This is a genomic window from Streptomyces sp. SID13666, from assembly GCF_010548325.1.
Lineage (GTDB): Bacteria > Actinomycetota > Actinomycetes > Streptomycetales > Streptomycetaceae > Actinacidiphila > Actinacidiphila fildesensis.
This window is the reverse complement of sequence record NZ_JAAGLX010000062.1, coordinates 1-24,448: the sequence shown is the minus strand read 5'-3', so window position 1 is coordinate 24,448 and position 24,448 is coordinate 1. Positions and strand designations below refer to the sequence as shown.

At 72.5% G+C, this 24,448-nt stretch carries 22 protein-coding genes; 11 read left to right on the top strand and 11 right to left on the bottom strand.

Going from position 1 to position 24,448, the window contains the following annotated elements:
- The first annotated feature begins 90 nt into the window (after nucleotides 1–90).
- From G3I60_RS39875 to G3I60_RS39865, 3 genes are all read left to right on the top strand, one after another.
- Nucleotides 91–771, top strand: a complete 681-nt coding sequence (locus tag G3I60_RS39875) for a DUF305 domain-containing protein (RefSeq protein ID WP_164295821.1) — start codon at nucleotides 91–93, stop codon at nucleotides 769–771.
- Between the two features lie 78 nt (nucleotides 772–849).
- On the top strand, nucleotides 850–2,067 hold the full coding sequence (locus tag G3I60_RS39870; protein WP_164295823.1) for a permease: 1,218 nt from the start codon (nucleotides 850–852) through the stop codon (nucleotides 2,065–2,067).
- Nucleotides 2,068–2,155: 88 nt separating this feature from the next.
- On the top strand, nucleotides 2,156–2,797 hold the full coding sequence (locus G3I60_RS39865; RefSeq protein ID WP_164295824.1) for a class I SAM-dependent methyltransferase: 642 nt from the start codon (nucleotides 2,156–2,158) through the stop codon (nucleotides 2,795–2,797).
- A 308-nt stretch (nucleotides 2,798–3,105) separates the two neighbouring features.
- Here the strand turns inward: G3I60_RS39865 and murQ are convergent, their stop codons facing one another.
- Together murQ and G3I60_RS39855 are read right to left on the bottom strand one after the other, a co-directional pair.
- Nucleotides 3,106–4,047, bottom strand: a complete 942-nt coding sequence (gene murQ / locus G3I60_RS39860) for an N-acetylmuramic acid 6-phosphate etherase (protein WP_164295826.1) — start codon at nucleotides 4,045–4,047, stop codon at nucleotides 3,106–3,108.
- 128 nt (nucleotides 4,048–4,175) lie between these two features.
- On the bottom strand, nucleotides 4,176–5,072 hold the full coding sequence (locus tag G3I60_RS39855) for a MurR/RpiR family transcriptional regulator (RefSeq protein ID WP_138355924.1): 897 nt from the start codon (nucleotides 5,070–5,072) through the stop codon (nucleotides 4,176–4,178).
- 141 nt (nucleotides 5,073–5,213) lie between these two features.
- On the opposite strand from G3I60_RS39855, the gene G3I60_RS39850 reads away from it, so the two are divergent.
- On the top strand, nucleotides 5,214–5,558 hold the full coding sequence (locus G3I60_RS39850; RefSeq protein WP_164295828.1) for a hypothetical protein: 345 nt from the start codon (nucleotides 5,214–5,216) through the stop codon (nucleotides 5,556–5,558).
- A gap of 67 nt (nucleotides 5,559–5,625) precedes the next feature.
- Complete coding sequence (locus tag G3I60_RS39845; RefSeq protein WP_138355908.1) at nucleotides 5,626–5,916, top strand: DUF4031 domain-containing protein; 291 nt, start codon at nucleotides 5,626–5,628, stop codon at nucleotides 5,914–5,916.
- A gap of 66 nt (nucleotides 5,917–5,982) precedes the next feature.
- Here the strand turns inward: G3I60_RS39845 and G3I60_RS39840 are convergent, their stop codons facing one another.
- Nucleotides 5,983–7,227 (bottom strand): Cmx/CmrA family chloramphenicol efflux MFS transporter, encoded by a 1,245-nt coding sequence (locus G3I60_RS39840; protein WP_164295829.1) that lies wholly within the window; start codon nucleotides 7,225–7,227, stop codon nucleotides 5,983–5,985.
- A gap of 94 nt (nucleotides 7,228–7,321) precedes the next feature.
- On the bottom strand, nucleotides 7,322–8,056 hold the full coding sequence (locus G3I60_RS39835) for a hypothetical protein (protein WP_138355910.1): 735 nt from the start codon (nucleotides 8,054–8,056) through the stop codon (nucleotides 7,322–7,324).
- A gap of 60 nt (nucleotides 8,057–8,116) precedes the next feature.
- Between G3I60_RS39835 and G3I60_RS39830 the strand changes: the two genes are divergently transcribed.
- Nucleotides 8,117–8,833, top strand: a complete 717-nt coding sequence (locus G3I60_RS39830; RefSeq protein ID WP_164608402.1) for a copper homeostasis protein CutC — start codon at nucleotides 8,117–8,119, stop codon at nucleotides 8,831–8,833.
- A gap of 398 nt (nucleotides 8,834–9,231) precedes the next feature.
- Here G3I60_RS39830 and G3I60_RS39825 read toward each other — a convergent pair whose 3' ends face one another.
- The 3 genes from G3I60_RS39825 to G3I60_RS39815 all read right to left on the bottom strand — a co-directional run bounded on the left by G3I60_RS39825 (nucleotide 9,232) and on the right by G3I60_RS39815 (nucleotide 14,079).
- Entirely contained in the window at nucleotides 9,232–11,124 is a 1,893-nt protein-coding gene (locus tag G3I60_RS39825; protein WP_164295833.1) for a cell wall metabolism sensor histidine kinase WalK, read from the bottom strand.
- On the bottom strand, nucleotides 11,114–11,821 hold the full coding sequence (locus G3I60_RS39820; protein WP_138358902.1) for a response regulator transcription factor: 708 nt from the start codon (nucleotides 11,819–11,821) through the stop codon (nucleotides 11,114–11,116). Before G3I60_RS39820 ends, G3I60_RS39825 begins: the two co-directional genes overlap by 11 nt.
- 116 nt (nucleotides 11,822–11,937) lie before the next feature.
- Nucleotides 11,938–14,079 (bottom strand): AAA family ATPase, encoded by a 2,142-nt coding sequence (locus G3I60_RS39815; protein WP_343241458.1) that lies wholly within the window; start codon nucleotides 14,077–14,079, stop codon nucleotides 11,938–11,940.
- A 287-nt stretch (nucleotides 14,080–14,366) separates the two neighbouring features.
- Here G3I60_RS39815 and G3I60_RS44825 point away from each other — a divergent pair, with 287 nt between their 5' ends.
- Both G3I60_RS44825 and G3I60_RS39810 read left to right on the top strand, forming a co-directional pair.
- Nucleotides 14,367–14,537 carry a hypothetical protein gene (locus tag G3I60_RS44825; protein ID WP_187144921.1) on the top strand — a complete coding sequence of 57 codons (171 nt, stop codon included), beginning with the start codon at nucleotides 14,367–14,369 and terminating at the stop codon, nucleotides 14,535–14,537.
- A gap of 193 nt (nucleotides 14,538–14,730) precedes the next feature.
- Nucleotides 14,731–15,816, top strand: a complete 1,086-nt coding sequence (locus G3I60_RS39810; protein ID WP_164295862.1) for a glycosyltransferase 87 family protein — start codon at nucleotides 14,731–14,733, stop codon at nucleotides 15,814–15,816.
- 136 nt (nucleotides 15,817–15,952) lie between these two features.
- Here G3I60_RS39810 and G3I60_RS39805 read toward each other — a convergent pair whose 3' ends face one another.
- Nucleotides 15,953–17,593, bottom strand: a complete 1,641-nt coding sequence (locus tag G3I60_RS39805; protein WP_138358904.1) for a DNA repair helicase XPB — start codon at nucleotides 17,591–17,593, stop codon at nucleotides 15,953–15,955.
- A gap of 245 nt (nucleotides 17,594–17,838) precedes the next feature.
- On the opposite strand from G3I60_RS39805, the gene G3I60_RS39800 reads away from it, so the two are divergent.
- The gene (locus G3I60_RS39800) at nucleotides 17,839–18,471 is read left to right on the top strand and encodes a VanZ family protein (RefSeq protein WP_343242004.1); all 633 of its coding nucleotides are present in this window, start codon (nucleotides 17,839–17,841) and stop codon (nucleotides 18,469–18,471) included.
- A 39-nt stretch (nucleotides 18,472–18,510) separates the two neighbouring features.
- On the opposite strand, the gene G3I60_RS39795 is transcribed toward G3I60_RS39800, so the two are convergent.
- Both G3I60_RS39795 and G3I60_RS39790 read right to left on the bottom strand, forming a co-directional pair.
- Complete coding sequence (locus G3I60_RS39795) at nucleotides 18,511–21,027, bottom strand: helicase-associated domain-containing protein (protein ID WP_203675017.1); 2,517 nt, start codon at nucleotides 21,025–21,027, stop codon at nucleotides 18,511–18,513.
- A 609-nt stretch (nucleotides 21,028–21,636) separates the two neighbouring features.
- Nucleotides 21,637–22,509, bottom strand: a complete 873-nt coding sequence (locus G3I60_RS39790; RefSeq protein WP_164295836.1) for a hypothetical protein — start codon at nucleotides 22,507–22,509, stop codon at nucleotides 21,637–21,639.
- Nucleotides 22,510–22,732: 223 nt separating this feature from the next.
- Here G3I60_RS39790 and G3I60_RS39785 point away from each other — a divergent pair, with 223 nt between their 5' ends.
- A complete protein-coding gene (locus G3I60_RS39785) occupies nucleotides 22,733–23,374 on the top strand; it encodes an HAD family hydrolase (RefSeq protein ID WP_164295837.1) in 642 nt (213 codons plus the stop codon).
- Here the strand turns inward: G3I60_RS39785 and G3I60_RS39780 are convergent.
- Nucleotides 23,353–23,649 carry a hypothetical protein gene (locus G3I60_RS39780; RefSeq protein ID WP_164608401.1) on the bottom strand — a complete coding sequence of 99 codons (297 nt, stop codon included), beginning with the start codon at nucleotides 23,647–23,649 and terminating at the stop codon, nucleotides 23,353–23,355. The two genes, G3I60_RS39785 and G3I60_RS39780, sit on opposite strands and share 22 nt — an antisense overlap.
- Before the next feature lie 167 nt (nucleotides 23,650–23,816).
- Between G3I60_RS39780 and G3I60_RS46975 the strand changes: the two genes are divergently transcribed.
- The gene (locus tag G3I60_RS46975) at nucleotides 23,817–24,200 is read left to right on the top strand and encodes a cold-shock protein (protein ID WP_138358916.1); all 384 of its coding nucleotides are present in this window, start codon (nucleotides 23,817–23,819) and stop codon (nucleotides 24,198–24,200) included.
- The last annotated feature ends 248 nt before the right edge of the window (nucleotides 24,201–24,448 follow it).

Genomic DNA, 24,448 nt, shown 5'->3' with positions numbered 1-24,448 from the left:
AACCCGGATCTTCGACCGGGCCCGGCGACGTGTCCTGCCAGCTTCGCGCGCCCGCCCGGCGTGGTGCGCCCACCCGGAAAGACCACCATCATGTTCGCTGCCTCTCGTCCCACCGCCCGCCGCCACACCCTTGCGGCGGCCGGCACCACAGCCGCCCTCGCGCTGACTCTCGTGGCCTGTGGCTCCTCCGGCACCTCCACATCGGACAGTTCTTCCATGCCCGGCATGAAGCACAGCCAGGGCAGCAACACCTCCGCCCCGGCCGCCCCGGGCGATGCGTTCAACGATGCGGACATCGCGTTCGCCCAGCAGATGATCCCGCACCACCAGCAGGCCATCGAGATGGCCAAGCTCGCCGACGGCCGCGCCGCCGACCCCGAGATCAAGGACCTGGCCACCGCGATCGAGAAAGCCCAGGACCCCGAGATCAAGACGATGACGCTCTGGCTGAAGTCCTGGGGAAAGCCGCAGCCCTCGGCCTCGTCGTCGATGGGTGACATGCCCGGCATGAATCACAGCTCCGGCGACTCGTCCGGCATGCCCGGGATGATGTCCGACAAGGACATGGCGGCTCTCACGGCCTCCCGGGGCAAAGACTTCGACAAGAAGTTCGCCCAGCTGATGATCGGCCACCACCAAGGCGCGGTCACCATGGCCAAGAACGAGCAGAGGCACGGCAACAACGCCGACGCGAAGAAGCTCGCCGACGCCGTCATCACGGCCCAGACCGCCGAGATCGAGAAGATGAACACCATCCTCGACCGGCTCTAACCACCGTACGGGGCCCGGGCCTTCCTCTACGTGAAGGCCCGGGGCCCGTCGACCTCCCTCCGCCCGGAAGGCATATGCGTGGACGCCGTCCTGCACGCCCTGTCGATCGCCGGTTCCATGACCTGGGAGATCACCTGGGCCCTCATCCTGGGCTTCGCCCTGTCCGCCGTGGTCCAGGCGGTCATTCGCAAGTCCACGGTTGTCACCCTGCTCGGGGACGACCGCCCCCGCACCCTGGCCATCGCTGCCGGCCTCGGCGCGTCCTCCTCCTCGTGCTCCTATGCCGCGGTGGCCCTGGCCCGGTCGCTGTTTCGCAAGGGCGCGAACTTCACCGCCGCGATGGCCTTCGAGATCGCCTCCACCAACCTCGTCGTCGAGCTCGGCGTCATCCTGGCGCTGCTGATGGGCTGGGAGTTCACCGCGGCGGAGTTCGTCGGTGGGCCCATCATGATCGTCGTACTCGCGGTGCTGTTCCGCCTGTTCCTGCGCGACAAGCTGCTGCGCCAGGCACGCGAGCAGGCCGACCGCGGACTGGCCGGGTCCATGGAGGGCCACGCCGCGATGGACATGTCCGTGCAGCGGGAAGGCTCCTTCGCCCGCCGTCTGCTGTCCGGTGAGGGCTTCACCTCGACAAGCCATGTCTTCGTCATGGAATGGGCGGCGATCCTGCGGGACCTGGTGATCGGCCTGCTCATCGCCGGGGCCATCGCCGCCTGGGTGCCCGACTCGTTCTGGAGCACGTTCTTCTTCGAGGGCCACCCGCTGGCGTCCAAACTGTGGGGGCCGGTCATCGGCCCGCTGGTGGCAATCGCGTCGTTCGTCTGCTCGATCGGCAATGTGCCGCTGGCGGTGGTGTTGTGGAAGGGCGGTATCAGCTTCGGCGGAGTCGTCTCGTTCATCTTCGCCGACCTGCTGATCCTGCCGATCCTCAATATCTACCGGAAGTACTACGGGGCGAAGATGGCCCTGTTTCTCCTCGGCACCTTCTACGTGGCCACCGTCATCGCCGGATACATCGTGGAGTTCACCTTCGGCGGCCTCGGCCTCATCCCCGACCAGGCCGACGCAAAACTCCCCACGGAAGGCATCACCTGGAACTACACCACCTTCCTCAACATCGCCTTCCTCTTCCTGGCCGCCGCCCTCCTTATCCGATTCCTGCGCACCGGCGGACGCGACATGCTCCGCATGATGGGCGGCGCACCCGCCACCAACGACGACCACCACGGGCACGACGACACCCACACCCAGGCACCACACAGCGGGAACCACCAAGGACACACCAACCATGGCTAACCCCTCAGCAACACCACCCGGGAATGGAGCCCAGCAACCCACCCCCGAGCCGCTCCCCGCACCGCCCCGCCGGTGCTCGACTGGACCCATGGGCCGCACCCTGCCGCGCGTCCTGCCCAGCCCGGACGGGAAACCGCTGCCACCGAGGGACACAGCGGATGCCTTCCGCTCCTTCGCCCGTGACCTGGCCACCGGCCGACGCCCCTGGACCGCTGCAGAAGCCACCTTTCTCGGCGGACTTTTCGACCAGCTCGCCGCAGACTGGGACAGCACCCAAGCCACCGGCCGCGACGACCCGCTCCGCGACGCCCTCACCCGCGGCGGACCCCTTCCGAACGGCCCCTGCCTGGAAATCGGTTCCGGCACGGGCCAGTTCACCCCGCTCCTCGAGACCGCCTTCCCTGCCGTGATCAGCCTCGACCTGTCCGAGCAGATGCTCCACCAGGCCGCCGGCCGCTCTCCGGCCCGCGTACGCGCCGACGCCAGCGCACTGCCCGTGCCCAACGCGTCGATTGCCGCTGTCGCGGCAATCGACATGCTCCTGTTCCCCGGCGAACTCGCACGGGTCCTGGCCCCGGACGGCCTGCTGTTGTGGATCAACCAGCTCGGTCAGGACGGGCCGCTGTACCTGCCCGCCGAAGACGTCGCCGCCGCACTCCCCGGCCACTGGCACACCACCGAAGCCGCCGCAGGATGGGGCAGCTGGGCCGTCATCCGACGCACCGGCTGATCACATGACAGCTACTTCCTGTACTTCCTGCAGAAGCCGTGACGGGCGATCCCTCTACGCATTTCGGGAGGGCTCAAAAGAGGACAAAAGGCTGTGCTGAAGGCGGTGCTTAAGCTGTGCACCGCACTGGCATAGCCAGTCATCAGGCCTGGTCAAAGGGTTGTGAAAACAACCCCTCCGGTCAGCGGTACCCGTAGTAAGACCGAGGGCGGCATCCCCAGCTGGGGATGCCGCCCTCGGGCGTTGTGTGCCCGGACAGGCCCTACACGTCGGATCCGGTGGGCGTCAGGCGCCGGAACCAGTCGGTGTCAGACGCCGGCCGACTCCAGGGCGGCGCGCAGATGGCCGTTGCTCTTCGCCAGCAGCCGGGCCGCCGTGGCCGCGTCCACATCGGCCAGGATCGCCAGGATGGCGTGCTTGACCTCGCCGTCCGCCGCGGCCAGCGCCGCCTCGATCGCGGCGTCCGGTGCCCCCGTCGCCAGGGCGACGATCCGGCGCGACCGCGCCCGCAGCTTCTCGTTCGACGCCCGGACGTCGACCATCAGGTTCCCGTACGTCTTGCCGAGCCGGATCATCGTGATCGTCGAGAGCATGTTCAGCACGAGCTTCTGCGCCGTGCCGGACTTCAGCCGGGTCGAGCCGGTGAGCAGCTCGGGGCCGACCACGACCTCGATACCGTGCTCGGCGGCCGCCGCGAGCGCCGAGTGCGCGTTGCAGGACAGCCCGACGGTGAGCGCCCCCAGCGAGCGGGCGTGCTCGACGGCGCCGATCGCGTACGGGGTGCGGCCGGACGCCGAGACGCCCACGACGGTGTCGTCCGGGCCCAGCGCCAGCGCGTCCAGATCGGCGGCGGCCAGCGCCCCGCTGTCCTCGGCGCCCTCCACCGCGGTGACCATCGCGGCCGGCCCGCCCGCGATCAGGCCGACGACCTGCCCCGGCTCGGTGTTGAACGTCGGCGGGCACTCGCTCGCGTCGAGCACCCCGAGCCGGCCGGCGGTGCCCGCCCCGGCGTAGAGCAGCCGCCCGCCGCGCGCCATCCGCTCGGCGATGTCGTCGATGGCCGCGGCGATGGCCGGCAGTTGTGCGGCGACCGCGGCCGGGACGGTGGCGTCCTCGGCGTTCATCGTCCGGGCGATCTCCAGGGTGGAGAGCCGGTCGATCTCGGAGAGCTCGGGCCGGAACGCCTCGGTGGTGAGGGTCTCCAGCTCCCGGCGCAGCTCGGTGTAGTCGGAGTCGGTGGAGGGGGACATGCGGCTCGTACGTCCTTACGTGAAGCGGTGAGCCATGGCGCCACGTCATCGCGCCACAGCATGATGCTGCGTCCTGTTTGCGGATAGCGGTCGGGGGATCGGGGGCTGGTGCTGGACGGGGGCTCCGGTCAGGAGCGGGAGGCGCGCGGACTGTGCCGGTGGGCCAGCGCCTCGTACGAGGCGGACAGTGCGGGTGCGGCGGTCTCGTAGGTGCGTTGCATGACGCCTATGAACAGGAAGTCCACCACGAGGAGCTGACTGGTCCTGCTCGACATCGCGGCCGGCCGCAGCTCGCTCTCCCGCGAGGTGGACGTGGTCAGCACATGATCGGCGTACTGGGTGACCGCGCCGTCCGGGCGGCCGGTGATCGCCACCGTCGTCGCACCCCGGTCGAAGGCCACCCGCAGCGGCTCGATGACGTCATGGGTGTTGCCCGAGTGCGTGATCGCGATCGCCACATCGCCCTGCCGCAGCTGGACCGCGTTGGTGATGGCCAGGTGTGTGTCACCGTGCGCGTGCGCGATCAGCCCGATCCGCAGCAGCTTCTGGACCAGGTCCTGGCCCACCAGGCTGGACGCGCCGATACCGAACACCTCGATACGGCGCGCCGCGGCGAGGGCCCCGACGGCCGCCTCCAGCTGCGCCACGTCGAGCTGGGCGGCGGTGTCGGCGAGCGTCTGCTGCTCCTCGCGCGCCAGCTTCGCCACCACCTCGGTCAGCGGATCGTCCACGGCGATGTCCGCGGTCACGGCGGGCGGTACGCCCGCCGCCTGCTGCGCGGCGAGCGCGGCCAGCGCCAGCCGCAGATCCCGGTAGCCGGGATAGCCGAGCAGCCGCGCGGTGCGGACGACGGTGGCCTCGCTGGTGCCGGTGCGCTGCGCGAGCGCGGTCACGGTGAGGTGCGCGCAGCCCGCGGGGTCGTTGGCCACGGCCTCGGCGACCCGCTGCATCGAGCGGGTCATCGACGGCCCGACCGTACGGACCGTGGCCGCCAGCGTCCCGGGGTCGGGGCTCCTGTCGGGCACGCTGGACGCGGCGGGGGCGGCGGACGCGTCACGCGACGGCCGTGCGCGCTGGGGGAAAGTTTCCTTCACGCTGTACGTCACATCTTGAAAGATATTTTCAGGCGGTGGGGGCGTCAAGGGGACAGGAGGCAGAATGGACGGATGGATCGTGATCTGGAAGAGGCCCTGCACGGCGCGCGGGCGCTCATCCTCGCCGACCTCGCCGCCCGGGACGTAGCCGGACCGGACGTCGTCTCCCTGGTCGAGAACGCCGTCGCGCAGCGCCGCTGGTGGGTCGAGCAGTGGCCCGAGGGCATCGAGTTCGTCGCCGGGCTGGTCGCCCAGGACGTCCAGGACGCGCTGCTGGCGCGCTTCGGACGCTGGCCGCTGTGCCCGCTGTGCGAGGAGCCGCACGGGCTCGCCGTCGAACCGGAGCTCGGGCCCGACCCGCACTGGGTCTGCGAGACCGCCGGGGCGGTCGTCGCCCCGGTCGGCGGGCTGAGCTGACGATGACACCCTCCCGAACCGGGGCCCGGTCCCGGACGTGGACTCTGCCCCAGGGGACGGCGGTTTCATGACGCTCTACATCGACCCGCCGACCTGGCCGGGGCACGGCCGCATGTGGTCGCACCTGGTCAGCGACGTCTCCTACGAGGAGCTGCACGCGTTCGCCGCGCGGCTCGGCTGCCCGCCGAAGGCGTTCGAACGGGACCACTACGACGTTCCGGCCGCTCGCTACGCCTCGGCCGTCGAGCTGGGCGCGGTGGAGGTCGGCAGCAAGGAGATCGTGCGGCGGCTCATCGGCGCGGGGCTGCGCCGCCGCAAGGCCCCGCCGGCGGGTGACGCGTCGGCCGCGTCGGCCTGATGAGTGCGTCGAGGTCAGCCTGAGTGGGTCGAGGACGGCCTGAGTGGGTTCCTGAGTGGGTTGCGGTCAGCCTGAGTGCGTCGAGCCGGTGACGTCGGCGGGCGTCGAGCCGGTGACCTCGGCGGGCGCCGGGACCGCGGGCAGCGGGTGGCTCGCGATGACGCGGCTCGCGCCGTGCCGGCGCAGCGAGACGAGTACGAGGCCGATGGCGACCGCGGCCATGGCGGCGCCCGCCCAGGCGGTGGCCGCGAAGCCGAAGCCGCCGCTGATGACGAGGCCGCCGAGCCAGGGCCCACCGGTGTTGCCCAGGTTGAAGGCGGACGTGGTGGTGGCGCCGGCGAGGGTGGGGGCGGCGCCCGCCACGTTGAAGATGCGGGCGTTGAGCGCGGGCGCGGTGAAGAACGCCGAGAGGCCCAGCAGGAACGACAGCACGATCACGGCGATCTGGTTCTGCGCGGTGAGCGCCATCACGCCCAGGAAGACCGTGGACGCGGTGATGCCGCCGATCATCACGCCGAACAGGTGGGCGTCCGCGAAACGGCCGCCGATCGCGGTGCCGATCAGCGCGCCGACCCCGAAGAGGCCCAGGATCGCGGGCACCGAGCCCTCGGGCAGCCCGGCGACGTCTGTGAGCAGCGGTGCGAGATAGCTGAAGGCGCAGAACACACCGCCCGCGGAGAGCGCCGTGATGGCGACGGCCAGCCAGACGTTGCCGTCGCGGTAGATGCGCAGCTCCTCGCGGAGCCGGGGGCGGACGTCCGGGATCGGTATGCGGGGGATCAGCGCGATCACGCCGACGAGCGCCACCGCCGACATCAGGGCCACCGCCCAGAACGCGGAACGCCAGCCGAACTGGTCGCCGAGGAAGGCACCGGCGGGGACGCCCAGCACGTTCGCGATGCTCAGTCCGCCGATCATCACGGCCATCGCCCGGGCCCGCGCGTTCATCGGGACCATGGAGATCGCGACGGCCGCGCCGACCGCCCAGAAGCCCGCGCAGGCGAGCGCGCTGATCACCCGGGAGGCGAACAGCAGCGCGTAGTTCGGCGCCACGGCGCCCGCGACCTGCCCCAGGCCGAAGAGCGTGATCAGCGCGATCAGGGTGGTGCGGCGCGGCAGCCGCAGCGTGGCCACGGCGAGCAGCGGAGCCCCGACGACCATGCCGATCGCGAACGCCGAGATCAGCAGTCCGGCCTGCGGGATGCTGACGCCGAGATCGTCGGCGATCGGCGGCAGCAGGCCGGAGAGCATGAATTCCGAGGTGCCGAGCGCGAAGACACTGAGCCCGAGGACGTAGACGGCTACGGGCATGCGGGAGCGGCTGGCGTCGGCGGAGGGCATAACAGTTACCAGCGCCTCGGGTGACCTGCGTATTCCCGCGTATTCCCGGACAGGCTCGGCCCGGTCAGGTGGCGGGGTCGGTCGCGGGACCGGTTGCGAGGAGCAGTTCCAGCTCGGTGCCGAGGTTGCGGCGGGCGATGTGCTCCCAGCGCTCGTGGCCGACCGGGGTGCGGAAGAGCCGGGGCAGATCCAGCAGTTGGCGCAGGACGGCGGCGCGGCCGGAGCGGAAGGCGTCGTCGGGCACGAAGCCGTACTCCTGGCGGACGGCGGCGGCGTAGGCGGCGTACGCGGCCGGCTCACCGGCCAGGACCGCGAGATCCGCGTCACACAGGACCTCGCCGTTCCGGTCGTCGGGTGCCGGGTCGTGGCTGGTCGTGAGCAGCACCAGCCGGACCACCTCGGCGATGCGCGCGGCGTCGACCCCGGCCTCGGCCAGCGCCCGCTCGGCCAGCCGGGCGCTGCGCTCCTCGTTCTCGGAGCGGTCCGGGCGGTACACGGCGTCGTGGAACCAGGCCGCGAGCAGTACGGCGTCCGGGTCGTCGGCGTAAGCGGCCAGCTCGGCGATGTGGTCGAGTACGGCGACCAGGTGATCCGTGGTGTGATACCACCGCTGCTCCTCGCTCCACCGGCCGAGCAGGTCCTCGCCGTAGGCGGCATCGGGTGCGGGGGTGGGGGCAGCGGTGGGGGCGGAGCCGGGAGTGTCCGAAATCGGGGCGACCCGGGTGCGGCGCAGCAGGTCACACCATTGGGTGAGCAATGCGGCATGCTGCGGGTGCTTCGTCGCGGGGGTGACAGCCATGGTGGCTATTGTGCGCCTGAGGGCTCGCGCGGGGGTGACGATTGTGGCACTCTTGGTCATATGTCTAGACCAATTTTCGAGGTGATCGCCCTCGGCGTCGATGACGCCGTAGCGGCCCAGACCGGCGGCGCCGACCGCCTCGAGCTGGTCACCGACATGGCCGCGGACGGCCTCACCCCGTCCCGCGAGACCTTCGCCGCCATCCGTGCCGCCGTGCACATCCCGCTGCGCGTCATGCTGCGGCTCTCCGACGGCTTCGGCGCCGGCGACATCGACGCGCTCTGCGCGGCGGCCGAGGGGCTGCGCCGCGAGGGTGCGGACGAGTTCGTCCTCGGCTTCCTCGACGGGCGCGGCGGGGCCGACCTCGAGGCGGTCTACGCGATCGCCGACGTCATCGACGGGTGCCGGTGGACGTTCCACCGCGCCATCGACCGCGCGGCGGACCGCGACGCGGTCCGGTTGCAGCTGGCGGGGCTGCCGGGGCTGGACACGTATCTGACGGCCGGGTCACCCAAGGGCGTCGACGACGGCCTCGCGGTGCTGGTCGCCGAGGCGGCCCGGACGGCGGCGGAGCCGGCGCCGGAGCCGGGGTACGAGCCGCGGATTCTGGTGGGGGGCGGGTTGAACCGGGAGCATCTGCCGGCGTTGCGGGCGGCGGGGATCGACGCGTTCCACGTCGGCGGGGCGGTTCGCCCTGCGGGCTGGGCTTCCCCTGTGGACGTGGGTGCGATGAGGGAGTGGCGGGCGTTGCTGGATGCGCCGGTGCCGGTGGGTTAGGCGGGGTTGGTTTTTTGGTTCCGGTGCCCGGGTCCTGCGGGGCGGCGGTTCGAAATCGACTATTTAGGGCCTGGCGGCCCACAAATAGCTCGGCAGCATTTCGAACCCCCACCCCTCCGGCCCCGGGCACCTCGCGTTCCAGCCCGAGCCCCCGCTCACCCCTGTGCCGCCCGGTCAGGTAGGGATGCCCCGGCTGCAGGCGCAACGGTCCGCGGGTAGCCGCGTGTCGGTGACGTGCATTTGTGACGGCAGTGGTGGGGGCACCCCCGGCCGAAGGCTGGGGGAGGGCGGGGACAGCTCGCCGCAGGCGCAACGGTGGGGTGGGGGCGATGTACCCGCACCCGCGCCGGAGGCGGCGCGGCTCGCCGCAGGCGCAACGGTGCGGTGGGGGCCGGGCTTCAGGCCCCGCCGCCCAGCCGGAGGCTGAACGTTGAGCCGTGGCCTCGGCCGGCGGAGGCGACTGTCGCGGTGCCGCCGTGGGATTCGGCCAGTTGGCGGACGATGGCCAGGCCCAGGCCGCTGCCTCCCGTTTGGCGGTTGCGGGATTTCTCGGCGCGCCAGAAGCGGTCGAAGACGTGGGGGAGGTCGTCGGGGGCGATGCCGGTGCCGGTGTCGGTGATGTCGATCACGATGCGGTCGTCGTCGGTGTAGCCCCGCAGGGAGACGCTGCCGCCCGGCGGGGTGTGGCGGATGGCGTTCGAGACGAGGTTGCCGACCGCCTGGCGGAGGCGTACCGGGTCGGCCTGGAGGCCGAGGTCTCCGGGGGTGACGGTGAGGGCGACGCCGGCCGAGGCGGCGCGGGCGCGGTGGGCCGCGGCGACCTGTTCCAGGATGTCGCCGAGGCGCACCGCTTCGGGGTGGACGCGGAGCGTCCCGGCGTCGGCGGCGGCCAGGTCCTGGAGGTCGTCGATGATGTGCTGGAGCTGGAGCGCCTCTTCGAGGAGCGAGGAGTTGAGGGCGTCGTCGGGTTCCGCGATGCCGTCCTCCACCGCTTCGAGCCAGCCGCGGATGTTGCTGACCGGGGTGCGCAGTTCATGGGCGACGTCGCTGACCATGGCCTTGCGCTGTTCGGCGAGGCGCTGGCGTTCCTGGGACATGTCGTTGAAGGCGGCGGAGAGCCGGCCGATCTCGTCGCCGGTGGCGACGGTGACGCGCGCCGAGTCGTCGCCGTCCCGCATGCGCTGGGCGGCGTCGGTGAGGGCGCGCAGCGGGCGGATGAGGCGCGCGGCGAGCAGGAGGGTGACGGCGGCGGCGAGGGCGAGGACGAGGGCCGCGACGCCGGCGACGCGCAGGGTGTTGGAGCGGGAGAGGGCGAAGCCGGGGGTGGTGGCGCCGCTCGGGTCCGTGACGAAGAGGTACGCGGCGGGGGCGACGAATTCGCGGAGCTGGTCGCGGCGCGCGGTGTCGACGCAGTCGGCGGTCTTGCGTTCGGTGATGCCGCCGCCCTTGGGGTCGCGGACGGCGGGGGCCGGAACGGCCCGGGGCGTCCGGACGGCGCTGGGCGTCGGGACGGGGGTGGGCCCCTGGGCAGCTGCGGCGCCCGTCCGGCCCCAGGTGAGGTCGGGGTTGAGTTCGAGGAGTGGCAGGTTCTCGGTGGTGAGGCACTTCTTGAGACGGGAGTTGAGGTCGGCGAGGGCGGAGCTCTCGGTGGCGGTGGGGGCGGCGAGCCTGCTGCCGTTGCAGGACTCGTCCAGCACGTCGGAGGGGTCGCCGCCGACGACCTTGATGTGCGGGCGGCCGCTGGGGCCGTCGGCGATCTCGCCGGCGATCATGTAGTCGGCGAGGCAGGAGACGCTGCGCCGGGCGAGGTCGTGCAGCTGCTTGCGTTCCGCGGGGAGCAGCCGGAACGGGCCGACGGCGCGCGGGTCGATGTCGCCCGCGGTGGCGCCGGGGACCATGGTGGCGTCGACGTGCAGCGGGTCGAGGGCCGCCGACTGGGTCTGCGGGAGCGGGGAGCCGGCCGGTGCGGAGTCGGCGACCGGCCGCCGGTCCTGGGTGGTGACGGCGATACGGCGCTGGGTGGTGGCGGCCAGCTGGCGGACGGTGGGCGCGATGCCGTCCCAGTTGGCGTGGGTGGCCGCGTACTCGGCGAGCTTGCCGTAGATCAGGGCGTCGTTGGCCAGATAGCGGCTCTGCTCCTGCTGGATGGAACCGGAGGTCGTCTGGACGGCCAGCCAGGTGGTGGCGGCGACCGAACAGGTCGCGACCAGGACGAAGGAGAACAGCAGCCGGCCGAGCAGGCTCCTGCGGAACGGGACCTTGCCGCGGGCCGGCCGGGGTTCACGGGCCATCGTGCCCGCCGTCCGTCAGCTTGTAGCCGACGCCGAAGACCGTCACCAGATAGCGCGGCCGGCGGGGGTCCGGTTCTATCTTCTTGCGGAGGTTCATGACGTGCACGTCCACCGTCCTGGTGGTGATGTACCGGTCGAACCCGTGGACGTGGTCCAGGAGTTGGGCCCGGCTGAAGACCCGGCCCGGCAGCGCGGCCAGGGCCGCGAGGATGTGGAACTCGCCGGGGGTGCAGTCGGCGGGTCTGCCGTCGACGGTCACCTCGTGCCGCGCCGGGTCCACGGTGAGTCCGCCGACGCGCAGTACGGCGTCGGAGGTGGCATCCGGCTTGCGGGCGCCGCTGCGCCGCAGCAGGGTGCGGATCCGGGCCATCAGCTCGCGGGGGCTGTACGGCTTGGTCATGTAGTCGTCGGCGCCCAGGTCGAGGCCGAGCAGCAGATCGTCCTCGGTGGAGCGGGCGGTGAGCATCAGGATCGGCAGGTCGGACTCGGCCCGCAGGACGCGGGCCACGTCCAGCCCGTCGACCCTCGGCATCTGGATGTCGAGCACGAGCAGGTCCGGCTCCCGGCGGCGCGCCTCCTCGATGGCGGCGCGCCCGTCGTGGACGACGGTGACCGTGTGGCCCTCCCGCAGCAGATAGCGGCGGACCAGCTCGGCCTGTTTCTCGTCGTCCTCGGCCACCAGCACGTGTGCGCACATGAGGGCGAGCGTAAGCGCATCGAGCGGCCCGAACACGATCGCGACCGCGACCTGACAACTTCTTCATATCTGCTGGTCAGGGTGGAGGCCGGCCGGATGCCTAGTTCGTCCCCCAGCTAACGCTGGGAGGTGCCCCCAGCGGCCAGCTCCTCCGGCAGCGGCTTCGCGTGGAGCACCGCGAGGCCGGAGACGGCCCGGGTGAGGGCGACGTAGAGGCGGCGCAGCCCGGTGCGCTCGTCCGGCTCGCCCGAGACGATGGCGGCAGGCTCGTCGAGCACCACGTAGTCGTACTCCAGGCCCTTCGCGAGCGTCGCCGGGACCAGGGTGAGCCGGGCCTGCGCCGAGGTCTCCTCGCCGGGGGCGAGGTACGGCAGGCCGGCCGACTCCAGGGCGGCGGCGAGCGCCGCGATGCGCTCGTCGGCGGCGATGAGGCCGATGGAGCCCTCGTACGCGAGGGCGTCGTGGCAGGCCGCGAGAACGGCCGCGTCCAGCTCCTCCGCGCCCGTCCGGCGGATCACGAGGTCGCCGGGCGACTCACGGACCGAGGTGGCCGGGGCCAGCCCGGGGGCGATCGTGGGCAGCAGCAGGGACGCGTAGGCGATCACGCCGCGCGGCACACGGAAGCCGCGGGTCAGCTCCTCGACCGGGGCGCCCGGCTTGCCCAGGTGCGTAAGGGCTTCCTCCCAGCTGGCGGTCGCCCACGGCGTGGTGCCCTGCGCGATGTCGCCGAGCACCGTCGCGGAACCGGTGGAGCAGCGCCGTCCGACCGCCCGGTACTGCATGGGGGACAGGTCCTGGGCTTCATCGAGCACCACGTGGCCGAGCGAGTGGGTGCGCTGTACGAGGTCGAGCGTCTCGTCGATCAGCACCGTGTCGGCCGGGGACCACTTCGCCGAGGCGAGGCTGCGGGGCGGCTTCTCCCACAGCAGCGTCGCCTGCTCCTCCGGCGTCAGGATCCCGCTCGCGCACTCCGCGAGGAACTCGGCGTCGGACAGCAGCCGCAGCACCGTCTTCGCCGGGTCGGCCTTCGGCCAGACCTCCTTCACCGCGGCCTTGACGGCAGGATTGCGGGCCACCGCGTCCTGGACGCGGTCGTCCGGCGCCTCCCCGGACTCCTCCATCCGGACGAGGATGTTGTGCGCGATCCGCTGCGGCAGTGCCTCGTGGGCGGCGCCGTACCGGATGTCACGCTCCATCAGCTCCCGCACCAGCTCTTCGAGTTCGTACGCGGGGACCCGCCAGCGCCGCGAACCGCGCACCACGACGATCGGCTCCTTCGGCATCCGGATGCCGCTGCGCACCGCGCGCCGCAGCACCTCCGCCATCCGGGCGTCGCCCTTGATCCGGGCGCGCTCCGCCGGGTCCGTGCCGCGCACCGTGACGTGCGCGACCAGGTCGTCGACCGTCGCCTGCTTGACCTGCAGCTCGCCCAGGGCCGGCAGCACCTGCTCGATGTACTGCAGGAAGGACTTGTTGGGCCCGATGACGAGGGTGCCGGTGCGGGCGAGCCGCTCGCGGTGCGCGTACAGCAGATACGCGACACGGTGCAGGCCCACGGCGGTCTTCCCGGTGCCGGGGGCGCCCTGCACACAGACGGTGCCGCCGATGCCGGCGCGGACGATCTCGTCCTGCTCCGGCTGGATGGTGGCGACGATGTCCCGCATCGGGCCGACGCGCGGCCGTTCGATCTCGGTCTGCAGCAGCTTGCTGGAGGTGCTGGCCTCGGCGGGGTCGGTGAGGTGCTCGTCCTCGTACGCGGTCAGTTCGCCGCCGGTGTAGCCGAACCGCCGGCGCAGCCGGACGTCCATCGGCTCGACGCGCGAGGCCCGGTAGAAGGGCTGCGAGACCGGCGCCCGCCAGTCGATGACCATGGGGTCGCCGTGGGCGTCGTGCACATGGCGGCGGCCGATGTAGAACTGCTCGCCCTCGGCGCCCTCGGCCCGCCCGTCTCCCGCCACCACCCTTCCATCGGAGCGCTTCGCGCTGCCCCTCCCCATTCCGACGCCGGGGGCGTGCAGGTAGTCCAGCCGGCCGAAGAACAGCGGGGTGTGCGAGAGGTCGGCGAGGGCCTTGATCCGGTTGTCGATCTCGGCGGCGAGGATCTTGGCGTTGACCCAGTTGCCGGTGACATCGGAGATGTCCAGCGCTTCCACGTCGGCGCGCATCGCGGTCAGCGCGGAACGGGATTCGGCGAGGTGGGTCTGTTCGGCCCGGAGCGGGTTCGCGTCCTGGGCGTGGTCGGGGTCGTGCAGGGGCACGGCATTGCCTCCGGCTTGTGCGTACGCAGGGAAGAAGAGAGAAGCCGACCGGTTTCCGTCCGGCCGGCGGCGCTCCCATCGGGAGGCGGCAAGACGGTGGATCTTACGCTCCCGCCCGCCGCACCGCGAATGCTTTTCCCGCAACCGGAGCGGCACCCCGGAGGCCCTCAGGGTTCACCCCGGGTGCGCCCTAGGGGACGGACGTCAACCCAGAGGCGTACGTGACACGGGAGACTTCAGACTTCCGCCCGATGTACTGCAAACGGCGGATTTCCTACCGTAGGGACATGACCACAGAAACCTTCACCCCAGGCCCCTCCGCCGCCGGCAGCACCGCCCTCGGCACCCACCACGAGCACCCCCGCCACCTGCTGGGAAGCACCCTGCGAGCCGTCCGCGTCTTCGCGCAGACCGCCGTCGAGGTCGTCCTCCTGGGCAGCGAGGGCAAGCACCGCTGACCCAGGACGGAGCACGGCCCCCACCCGGCGGTCCACTAACGTCGCGGCGGTGACCGCTCTCAGCGAGGTGCACCCGGCGCCACCCTCCGTACGCGCCCTGTCCCGCCGCCTGCTGCTCGTCCTGGCAGCCCTGCTGGCCCTCGCGCTGGCCCTCGCCGGATACGCGCTCTTCTTCTCGACGTATCCGGTCCCGATGGCGGACATGCTCGTCTACCGCGCCGAAGGCGCCGCCGTCGCCTCCGGCCAGGACCTCTACGGCTTCCGCGTCACCCGGTGGAACCTCCCGGCCACCTACCCGCCCTTCGCGGCGCTGCTCTTCGTGCCCACCACCTGGCTGCCACTCGGCGCTCTGCGCGGCGGCTTCGTCCTCGGCAACCTCGGGCTGCTCGCCGCCCTGACCCACCTCTCGCTGCGCTGCACGGGCCGCCCCGGCGGCGCCCGCCACCCGGCCGCGCTGATCGCGCTGCCCGCCGGCGCCCTGTGCCTGGAACCCGTCTTCCAGACGTTCGTCTACGGCCAGATCAATCTGGCGCTCGCCGTCCTCGTCCTGTGGGACCTGTCCCGGCCCGACGGCGCCCGCGGCAAGGGCTTCGCGGTCGGGATCGCCGCGGGCATCAAGCTCACCCCCGCGATCTTCGCCGTCTACCTCGCCCTGACCGGGCGCACCCGCGAGGCCACCACCGCGGCCTGCGCCTTCGCCGGCACCGTCCTGCTCGGCATCGCCGTGCTGCCCGGCGCCTCCGTCGACTTCTGGACCACGCGCCTCTACGAGACCGACCGCGTCGGCAAGGCCTGGATCATCGACAACCAGTCCCTCCAGGGCCTGCTCGCCCGGCTCCTGCACACCGAGCACCCCGGCCTCGTCTGGGTGGCCGCCGCCGCGCTCACCGCCGCCGCGGGCCTCGCCGTCGCCACGTGCGCCGCCCGCCGCGGACTCGAAGCGTGGGGCGTGCTCTGCGCGGCCGTCACCGCGCTCCTGGTCTCCCCGATCAGCTGGTCGCACCACTGGGTCTGGTGCGTCCCGCTCCTCGCCCTGCTGGCAGCCCACACCCGCGGCCTCCCCTGGCGCCGCGCCGCGGTCCTCGCGACCGCCGCCGCCTTCGCCTGCCGCAGCATGTGGCTCACTCCCCACCAAGGCGACCTCGACCTCCACCTCCCCTGGTGGCAACAACCCCTGGCATCCCCGTACCCGCTCCTGGGCCTGGCCTTCCTGGCCGGCACGGCGTTATGCCTGCGGCGGGCCAATGGGCGACCCAGCGCGGCCACCCCCGGGCTGTGACGTGAGGGGGCCGGGGCCGCAGGGGTGGGGGTTCGAAATGCTGCCGAGCTATTGGTGGGCCGCCAGGCCCTGAACAGTCGATTTCGAACCGCCGCCCCGGAGGACCCGGCCCCCGGAACCGCGAACCGGCGGCCCGCTACGTCAGCAGCTCGTCCGCGTCCATGATCCGGTAGGCATATCCCTGCTCCGCCAGGAACCGCTGCCGGTGTGCCGCGAAGTCCTGGTCGATCGTGTCCCGCGCCACCACCGAGTAGAAGCGCGCCTCGTGCCCGTCCGCCTTCGGGCGGAGCACGCGGCCGAGGCGCTGTGCCTCCTCCTGGCGGGAGCCGAACGTGCCGGAGACCTGGATCGCGACCGTCGCCTCCGGCAGGTCGATCGAGAAGTTCGCGACCTTGGAGACCACGAGCACACTGATCTCCCCCTGCCGAAAGGCCTCGAAAAGCTTCTCGCGCTGGGCGTTCGACGTCTCGCCCTTGATCACCGGAGCGTCCAGGTGCTCCCCCAGCTCGTCCAGCTGGTCGATGTACTGCCCGATCACCAGCGTCTGCTCGCCCGCGTGCTTCGCGACCAGCGCCTCCGTGACCCGCCGCTTCGACGCGGTCGTCGCGCAGTAGCGGTACTTCTCCTCCGGCTCGGCCGTCGCGTAGGCGAGCCGCTCCGTGTCGGTCAGGTTGACGCGGACCTCGACGCAGTCGGCCGGCGCGATGTAGCCCTGCGCCTCGATCTCCTTCCAGGGCGCGTCGAAGCGCTTCGGGCCGATGAGGGAGAAGACGTCGGACTCGCGGCCGTCCTCGCGGACGAGGGTGGCCGTCAGGCCCAGCCGGCGCCGCGCCTGCAGGTCGGCGGTGAACTTGAAGACGGGTGCGGGCAGCAGGTGCACCTCGTCGTAGACGATCAGGCCCCAGTCGCGCGAGTCGAAGAGCTCCAGGTGCGCGTAGACGCCCTTCCGTTTGGTCGTCAGCACCTGGTACGTGGCGATGGTGACCGGGCGGATCTCCTTGCGGGTGCCGCTGTACTCGCCGATCTCCTCCTCGGTGAGCGAGGTCCGCTTGATCAGCTCGTGCTTCCACTGCCTCGCCGAGACGGTGTTGGTGACGAGGATCAACGTCGTCGCCTTGGCCGTCGCCATGGCACCGGCTCCGACCAGCGTCTTGCCCGCCCCACAGGGCAGCACCACGACACCGGAGCCGCCGTGCCAGAAGCCCTCGACGGCCTGCTGCTGGTACGGGCGCAGCGCCCAGCCGTCCTCCTTGAGCTCGATCGGGTGCGCCTCGCCGTCGACGTAGCCCGCGAGGTCCTCGGCGGGCCAGCCCAGCTTCAGCAGCGTCTGCTTGATCTGGCCGCGCTCCGACGGGTGCACGACGACGGTGTCCGGGTCGAGCCGGGCGCCGACCAGCGGCTGGACCTTCTTCGAGCGGAGGATCTCCTCCAGCACCGGCCGGTCGGTGCTGGTCAGGACCAGCCCGTGGACGGGGTGCTTGCTGAGGGTGAGGCGGCCGTAACGGTCCATCGTCTCGGCGACGTCGACGAGCAGCGCGTGCGGGACGGGGTAACGGGAGAACGCGACGAGCGCGTCCACGACCTGCTCCGCGTCGTGCCCGGCGGCGCGCGCGTTCCACAGGCCGAGCGGGGTCAGCCGGTAGGTGTGGATGTGCTCGGGGGCACGCTCCAGCTCCGCGAACGGGGCGATGGCGCGACGGCACGCGTCCGCGCGCTCGTGGTCGACCTCGAGGAGCAGCGTCTTGTCGCTCTGGACGATGAGAGGCCCGTTGTTCAAGTGCCACACCCTTCGGTTCGTGATGGAGGCAAGCCTCCAGTGTCGCGCATCCCGGTCATCGGCAGTGGCGCCCGCTGCGTACGACGGCGGGCAGGGGGTAGACGCCCCCTCGACCTGAATGGGGGGAACGCATGACCCGCACGGATCTGTTCCAACCGGCCCGCGATCGTCTGAAGGCGAAACGCACGTCCAAGCCGCGGTCGAAGGCGGCGGGGGCCCGGTGGAAGCCCACGTCGTGGAAGCCCGTGGGGAAGAACACACGGAAGCCGGCCGCGAAGCGGGTGCCGAAGCCGCGGACGAAGCCGGTGTCCCGGCCCGCCCGCGACCCCCGCGACCACCCGGGCGAGCCCCGGTCGTTCGCCGCCGGGCTGACGCGCGCGCTGGTGATGGTGCTGGCCTTCGTCTTCATGGTCGGTTTCGCCGTGGTGCTGGCGAAGCTGACGCTGCAGCCGTCGCCGGCGTCGGTCAAGCTCATCCACACGAATCTGCGGCCGGGCGACTCCATCCGCCAGTACATCGACCAGCCGGCGTTCCGCGACACGGTGAAGCAGATCGGCGGCAACCTGGTACTCGGCGTGCCGTTCGGGATCCTGCTGCCGGTGCTGTTCCCGAAGACCCGGGGTCTGCTGCGGGTGGTGCTGGTGACCGCGCTGGTGATGGTGCTGGTCGAGGCCGCGCAGGGCGCGATCGTCGAGGGCCGGGCCTTCGACGTCGACGACGTCATCCTCAACACCACGGGTGCGCTGGTCGGTTATCTGCTGCTCGGCCGGCGGCTGGGCCGGGCCCTGCATCCGCGACGCCACCACTGGTGGCAGCGGCGGGACCCGTCCGACGGCGAGGGTCGTGCCCGCCGCCCGCGCAAGCGCGAGGCCGCCTGACGCGGCACTTTCGGGGTCAGGCTCGGTGTCAGGCTCGTTTCAGGCCGGGTCGTCGGCCAGTTCCGATACGCCGGTGATGCGGTGCAGGGCGAACGTGCGGACCTCGTCGGCGGTGTGGTCGTAGGCGGTGACGAAGCCGCCCTCGACACGCACCGGGCCGATGACGCGCTGGCTGGCGGCGCCGTCCGCGTTCACGTAACCGATCCAGAGCGAGTCGCCGGTCAGTACGGCGGCCTGCATCGTGGCGAGGGTCTCCGCCGCGGCGGTACGGGGCAGCCCGCCGCGGGCCGCGGGCGCGGGGACGCTCTCGCGGTGCACGGCCGTGGAGGCCCGGTCGCCGGCCCTGATCGCCTTCACCGCGGCGCCGAGCAGTGTGCCGTCCGGGACCGGCGGTCCGTCGGTGACGGGGGTGGGCGCGGCCCGCCGCGGGGTGCGGACGGCGTCGGCGCGGGTGATGACGACATCGCCGTCGGCGGATTCCGCGGCCGGCGCGAAGCCCATCGCGCGCAGCCGCTCCAGCAGCGTCTCCGGCGCGGTCTGGGCGGCCAGCACGGTCGGCGCGAGGCGGCGCAGGCCGAGGCCGGAGGCCCTGCGGTCCGCGAGCAGCTCGCTGAGCAGCGCGTCGTCGTCGCACCGCAGGTACGCGGAGGCCGCGCCGACACGCAGCCGGCCGTGCCGGCGGGCCACGTCGTCGATCAGATAGCTGAGCGGCTGCGGTACGGACGTCCGTGAGTGCTCGGCGAGGAACGCGTGCAGGTCGGCGGCCGTACGCCCCGCGTCGAGCGCCCGGCGCACGGACTCGGGCGTGAACCGGTACACCGTCGCCCCGCCCTTGGACTCGATGTCGGCCAGCACGCCGATCATCTCCGCGAGCGGTGCCTCCAGCGGGCCGGGCGCCACCGCGGTGAGGTCCGCCTGCAGCAGCACGTGGTTGAGGGGCTCGGGGAGGAGCGGCGCGAGGCGGCTCGCGGCGGCAGCGGCCGCCGCCGCGGCTTCGGCGGGGGTGATGGCCGCGTTCGTGGCCGCGTTCACGTCCACGTTGACGTTCGTGTTCGCGTTCGCGGAGGTGCGGCGGCGCGGCACCGTCCGGGCCGGCTCGACCAGGGCGCGGGCGTGTCCGGCCAGGGCGCCACGGCCGGTCAGGCCGAGGAGCTCGGCCTCGGTGACGGTCCAGCGCAGCAGTTCCGCGCGGAGCGCGTCCGTCCCCGCGCCGCCGCGCAGCGGCCGGTCCCAGCGCAGCCGGTCGAGCAGTTCCGCCGGGGCGGCGGAGGCTCCCTCGGGGAGCGCGGCGAGCAGTTCCAGAACGCGCCGCCTGACCTCCGGCGCGAGGGAGCGGTCCAGCTCGGGGCCGAGCGCGGACAGCGCGCGGCCCTTGGAGTCCCGGCTGCCGACCAGGCCCGCGACGCGGGTGGCGGACAGCCAGGCCGCGGCGAGCACCGTCCAGCGGTCCTGCGCGGGCAGCCGGAGCCAGTCGTCCGACGCGGGCGTCGGCGCGTACGCCTCGTCCAGCTCGCCGTCCGAGGCCAGCAGGCCCGCCGCGTACGTCAGTTCCAGCCAGAACGCGGCCATCGTCTCGGACACGTCCAGCGTCGTCGCCACCCGCTTCAGGTCGCGGACGCTGACACCGCCGGCCCGCATCACGGGCGGGCCGCCGGTCTCCCACGCCTTGAGCAGTTCCTCGACGGTGCGGACGGCGTTGAACGCCTGGCCGGCGGCGGTGCCGTCCACAGCCTGTGGAGAATGTTCGACGGGCGTGACGGCCGGCGGCGCCGGCTCGACGGTGCGGTGCGCGCGGCCCGCCCGCAGGTGCAGGGCCGCTTCGCGGGGGAGCACGACGTTGTGCTGCCCGGCGGGCAGCAGCAGGCCCCGGGCCAGCAGCCACTGCACGGGCGTGGTCGCGGTCGCGGCCCGCACCGGCGCGATGGCGTCGCCGACCTCGCCGTACGGCGGGCCCCACGCCAGCTTGCCGAGCGCGCCGGTGGCGCCGTCCGGCGCCGTCGCCAGCAGCTTCTTCATCCGCTTGCGATCGCTGAACAGATCGGCCAGGGCCGCCACCGCGCTCATCGGGTCGTGGGTCGCGGGCAGCCCCGCGTCGGCGAGGATCTCCTGCAGCCGGGCCGGCGACATGCCGGACGTCGCTTCCGCGACGGACGGGCCCAGGCCGGTGGGCGACGGTACGGACGCCGACGGCGCGAGCAGGTCGCGGGCGGTGCGCACCAGCCGCAGCCGGTCCTCGCCGCCCCACACCAGCCCCTGCGCGCGCAGGCTCTCCACGGCGTGCGGGAGGGCCGCGTCGGTCGCCTTGTCGGCGGCGTCGCCCGTCATCAGGGCGCGGAGCACGGAGTAGGCGCCGCCGTCGGGCATGACGGCGAGGGCTTCTGCGGTCTGCAGCGTGAAGCGGTCGAGACGCTCCAGGGCGCGGACGACGGAGGCGCGGGTGGCCGCGCGTGTCGCGAGCTGCGTGAGGTCGTTCGGAACCGGACTGAGCAGGTCCGGGCGGGCGCGGAGGAGCGTGGCCAGCGCTTCGTCGCCGCGGGCCCGCAGATCTTCTGCCAACGTGCGGGGTGCGCCGCCGGTCACGGTCGGCTGCCGGGCTGGCCGGGCTGCTCGGTGGTCATCCGTCCCACATTACCGGTCCCCCCGGGTGGGTGGTTGTGGTGCCGGGGGCCGGGTCCTCCGGGGGAGGGGTCCGAAATCGTATGTTTACGGTCCCCCAACCTTCCGCCGGGGTGCCCCCGGCGGCCCACACATACACGGCAGCATTTCGGACCCCTCCCCCTGTGGCCCCGTCCCCCTCACGTCACAACAGGTCCGTCCGGCCCGGCGCCCGAAGTCCGCCGCAGGCGACCTCGCCGGTAGGCGAACCAGGGCGGGGGGTGGGGGAAAGTCCGCCGCAGGCGCAACGGCGCGGCAGGGGCCGACGTCCCTGCGGGAGCGCGGGTGGTGTCTGTGGCCTGCATTCGTGACGGCGGTGGTGGGGGCACCCCCGGCCGAAGGTTGGGGGAGGGTGGGGGAAAGCCCGCCGCAGGCGTGGCGGCGCCGCTGGCGCTGACGTACCCGCACCCCCGCCCCGCGAGCCTGTCCCTCGCCGTGGGGCGGACGCCCACCCCGCGGCCGGCAGGCGAAATCTGCAGGCCGGGTCGTTGGGAGGGAGCCGGCCGCAGGTCAGATGTGGCGGCTTCGCCAGAGGACGTAGAGCGCTGAACCGACCGCCGCGACCCTGACCACCACCGGAAGCCCGTCCTGCAGTGCCTGGCCCATCGTGCCCTGGGGCACGGGCTCGCCCCATTTGCCCGCGGTCCGGCCCCACAGCCAGACGAGGAGGCCGGCCGCCGCCATGCCGGGGATGCCGAAGACCGCGAACTTCGCCTGGTTGCGTGACAGGCGGCGGGAGAAGTAGGCGACGAGCCAGCCCAGACCCAGCGGAATCCACGAGCCCAGCACCGCACCGGCCACGAGCAGGGCGCCGGCCAGCAGCAGCATCGGGTTGGCGCGCCCCAGCGGTTCCCCTACTTCCCGGATGCGGCGCCGGCGCAGCAGCCGACGGCGTGGCGCGGCCTCCTCGACGTCCTCTTCCAGCACTTCCTCTTCGAGCGCCTCGGCTTCCTCCTCCTCTTCGTCCTCCTCGTCGAGGTCGAAGTCGAAGTGCGCCCCGCCCGTCATGCCGGGCAGCCCCGTCAGCTCGTCCCCCGGGCGCCCGGCCGGGGCTCCGACGCTCCACCAGTCGTGCTCGCCCGGTGCGTCGTCCCGCTGCTGCGGGACCTTCCGGAAGGACGCGGGCTGCTCCGACGGTGCCTGCGGCCGGCCGGCCGCGGCCTCCACCACTTCGTCCGGCGAACCCAGCCGCCCCAGGATCCGCCGCACGGCCGCCGGACTGTCCCCGGCCCCGGGTCCCGAGGTGCTGACCCGCTCCCGGTCGATGTCGCGGCGCAACTGCGCCACGAGCCGCATCCGTTGGGCAGCGGGCAGCGTCGTCTGTGCCAGGTCACCGACCCGGCTCAAGTAGTCGAACACGAGCTGGTCGCTCTCGACACCCATCCGCCCCACCGCCCAAACCGCTGGCTCCACCGCTCCGTTGAAGGTACCGCGACGGCTCCCGCCGGCGGGAGACCGACGCCTCCGGCGGGGGCGCGGGTACGACGGCCCGCGCGGGCTGCTCGCGCCGCGCGCCGTGTGTGCCCGGGGCGCTGATCGGTGTGTGGTACATCGATCTGCTGGGGGTTCGCTCGGTGTGCAGGTGGTGCGGGGTGAGAATGGCGGTATGACTACCGCTTCGCATGTTCCCGGGACCCCCACGATCACGGTCGGCTTCGACCTCGACATGACCCTCATCGACTCCCGGCCCGGCATCAAGGCCGCCTTCGACCGGCTGTCCGCGGAGACCGGAGTCTTCATCGACTCGGAGCTGGTCGTCACCCGGCTCGGGCCGCCGCTCGACCAGGAGCTCGCCCACTGGTTCCCGGCCGACGCCATCGCGGAGACCGCCGACCGCTTCCGCGCGCTCTACCCGGACTACGCCATCGCACCGACGCCCGCGCTGCCCGGAGCCCGTGCCTCCGTCGACGCGGTGCGCGCGGCGGGCGGCCGGGCGGTCGTCGTCACGGCCAAGTACGAGCCCAACGCCAGGCTGCACCTGGACCACCTGGGTATCGAGGCCGAGGTGCGCGGCTGGCTGTGGGCCGAGGCCAAGGCGGAGGCGCTGCTCGCATACGGCGCCTCGATCTATGTGGGCGACCACACGGGCGATGTGCGCGGCGCCCGTGTCGCGGGCGCGCTCTCCGTCGGCGTCGCCACCGGGCCGTGCGACGCCGCGGAGCTGCGGGCGGCAGGCGCGGACGTCGTGCTGGACAGCCTGACCGAATTCCCCGCCTGGTTCGCCGGCTACGCGCCGGCGGCCGCCTGACCCTCCCTGGCCTCCTGGACCCGGCGCTTCTGCGCGAGGGCGGAGCGCAGCCGCCCGCCGAGCGCGAGCGCCAGACCGGCGCCCATCAGCATCGACACGAAGTACGCGGGCGTCGGCAGCGGGTCGGTGCCGAGGAGCAGCGGAACCATGGTGGCCAGCGTGCTCACGGCGCCCACGAAGAAGACGATCGCGCCGACGCGCACCAGGACGTCGCCCGCCCCGCGGGTTTCGGACGTTGCGGGGGTCGTCCCCCGGGAGTGAGGTGTGTTGGTCACCCGACCAGGGTAGATCGGGTCCAGAGAGATGGGGGACCACGGCGTCTTGTCACGGGCCATCGGGCCAATAGGCTGGTAGCACGAGCAGGTCCGGTCAGGACGGGCCTGCCGCACTGCTATCCAGGGCCCTTTCGGGGGCTTTACGAGCGATGAGGACGAGGTCGGACGTGCCTACCGGCAAGGTCAAGTGGTTCAACAGCGAGAAGGGCTTCGGCTTCCTCTCCCGCGATGACGGCGGCGACGTCTTCGTGCACTCGTCGGTGCTGCCCGACGGGGTGGCCGCGCTCAAGCCCGGTCAGCGTGTGGAGTTCGGAGTGGTGAACGGCCAGCGCGGCGAACAGGCGCTCTCCGTCACGCTCCTCGAACCCGCACCGTCCGTCGCGGCCGCGCAGCGCCGCAAGCCGGACGAACTGCTGCCGATCGTCCAGGACCTCACCACGCTCCTGGAGGAGGTGGCGCGCTCGCTGCAGCGGGGCCGGTACCCGGAGAAGACCCACGGCCACAAGATCGCGGGCGTGCTGCGCGCGGTGGCCGACCAGTTGGACGTCTAGGGCGTGTTGCGAAAGTAGCGCCGTTCGCCCGGAGGGCGTGGCCCACGGCGTCCGGTGCGTGCGCTCGCAAGGCGGAGGGTCGTCCTCGTACTGGACGTACGTGGACGAGCCCGACAACGCGGCGAGGGCGCGTGCCAGGCGTCGTGGGCCAGGCGGGACTTTCGCAACACGCCCTAGTGTTCTGAGTCGGGAATTCTGTTCAGATATGAGGCGAGGCGTTCGAGGATCTCGTCTGCAGTCTTCGTCCA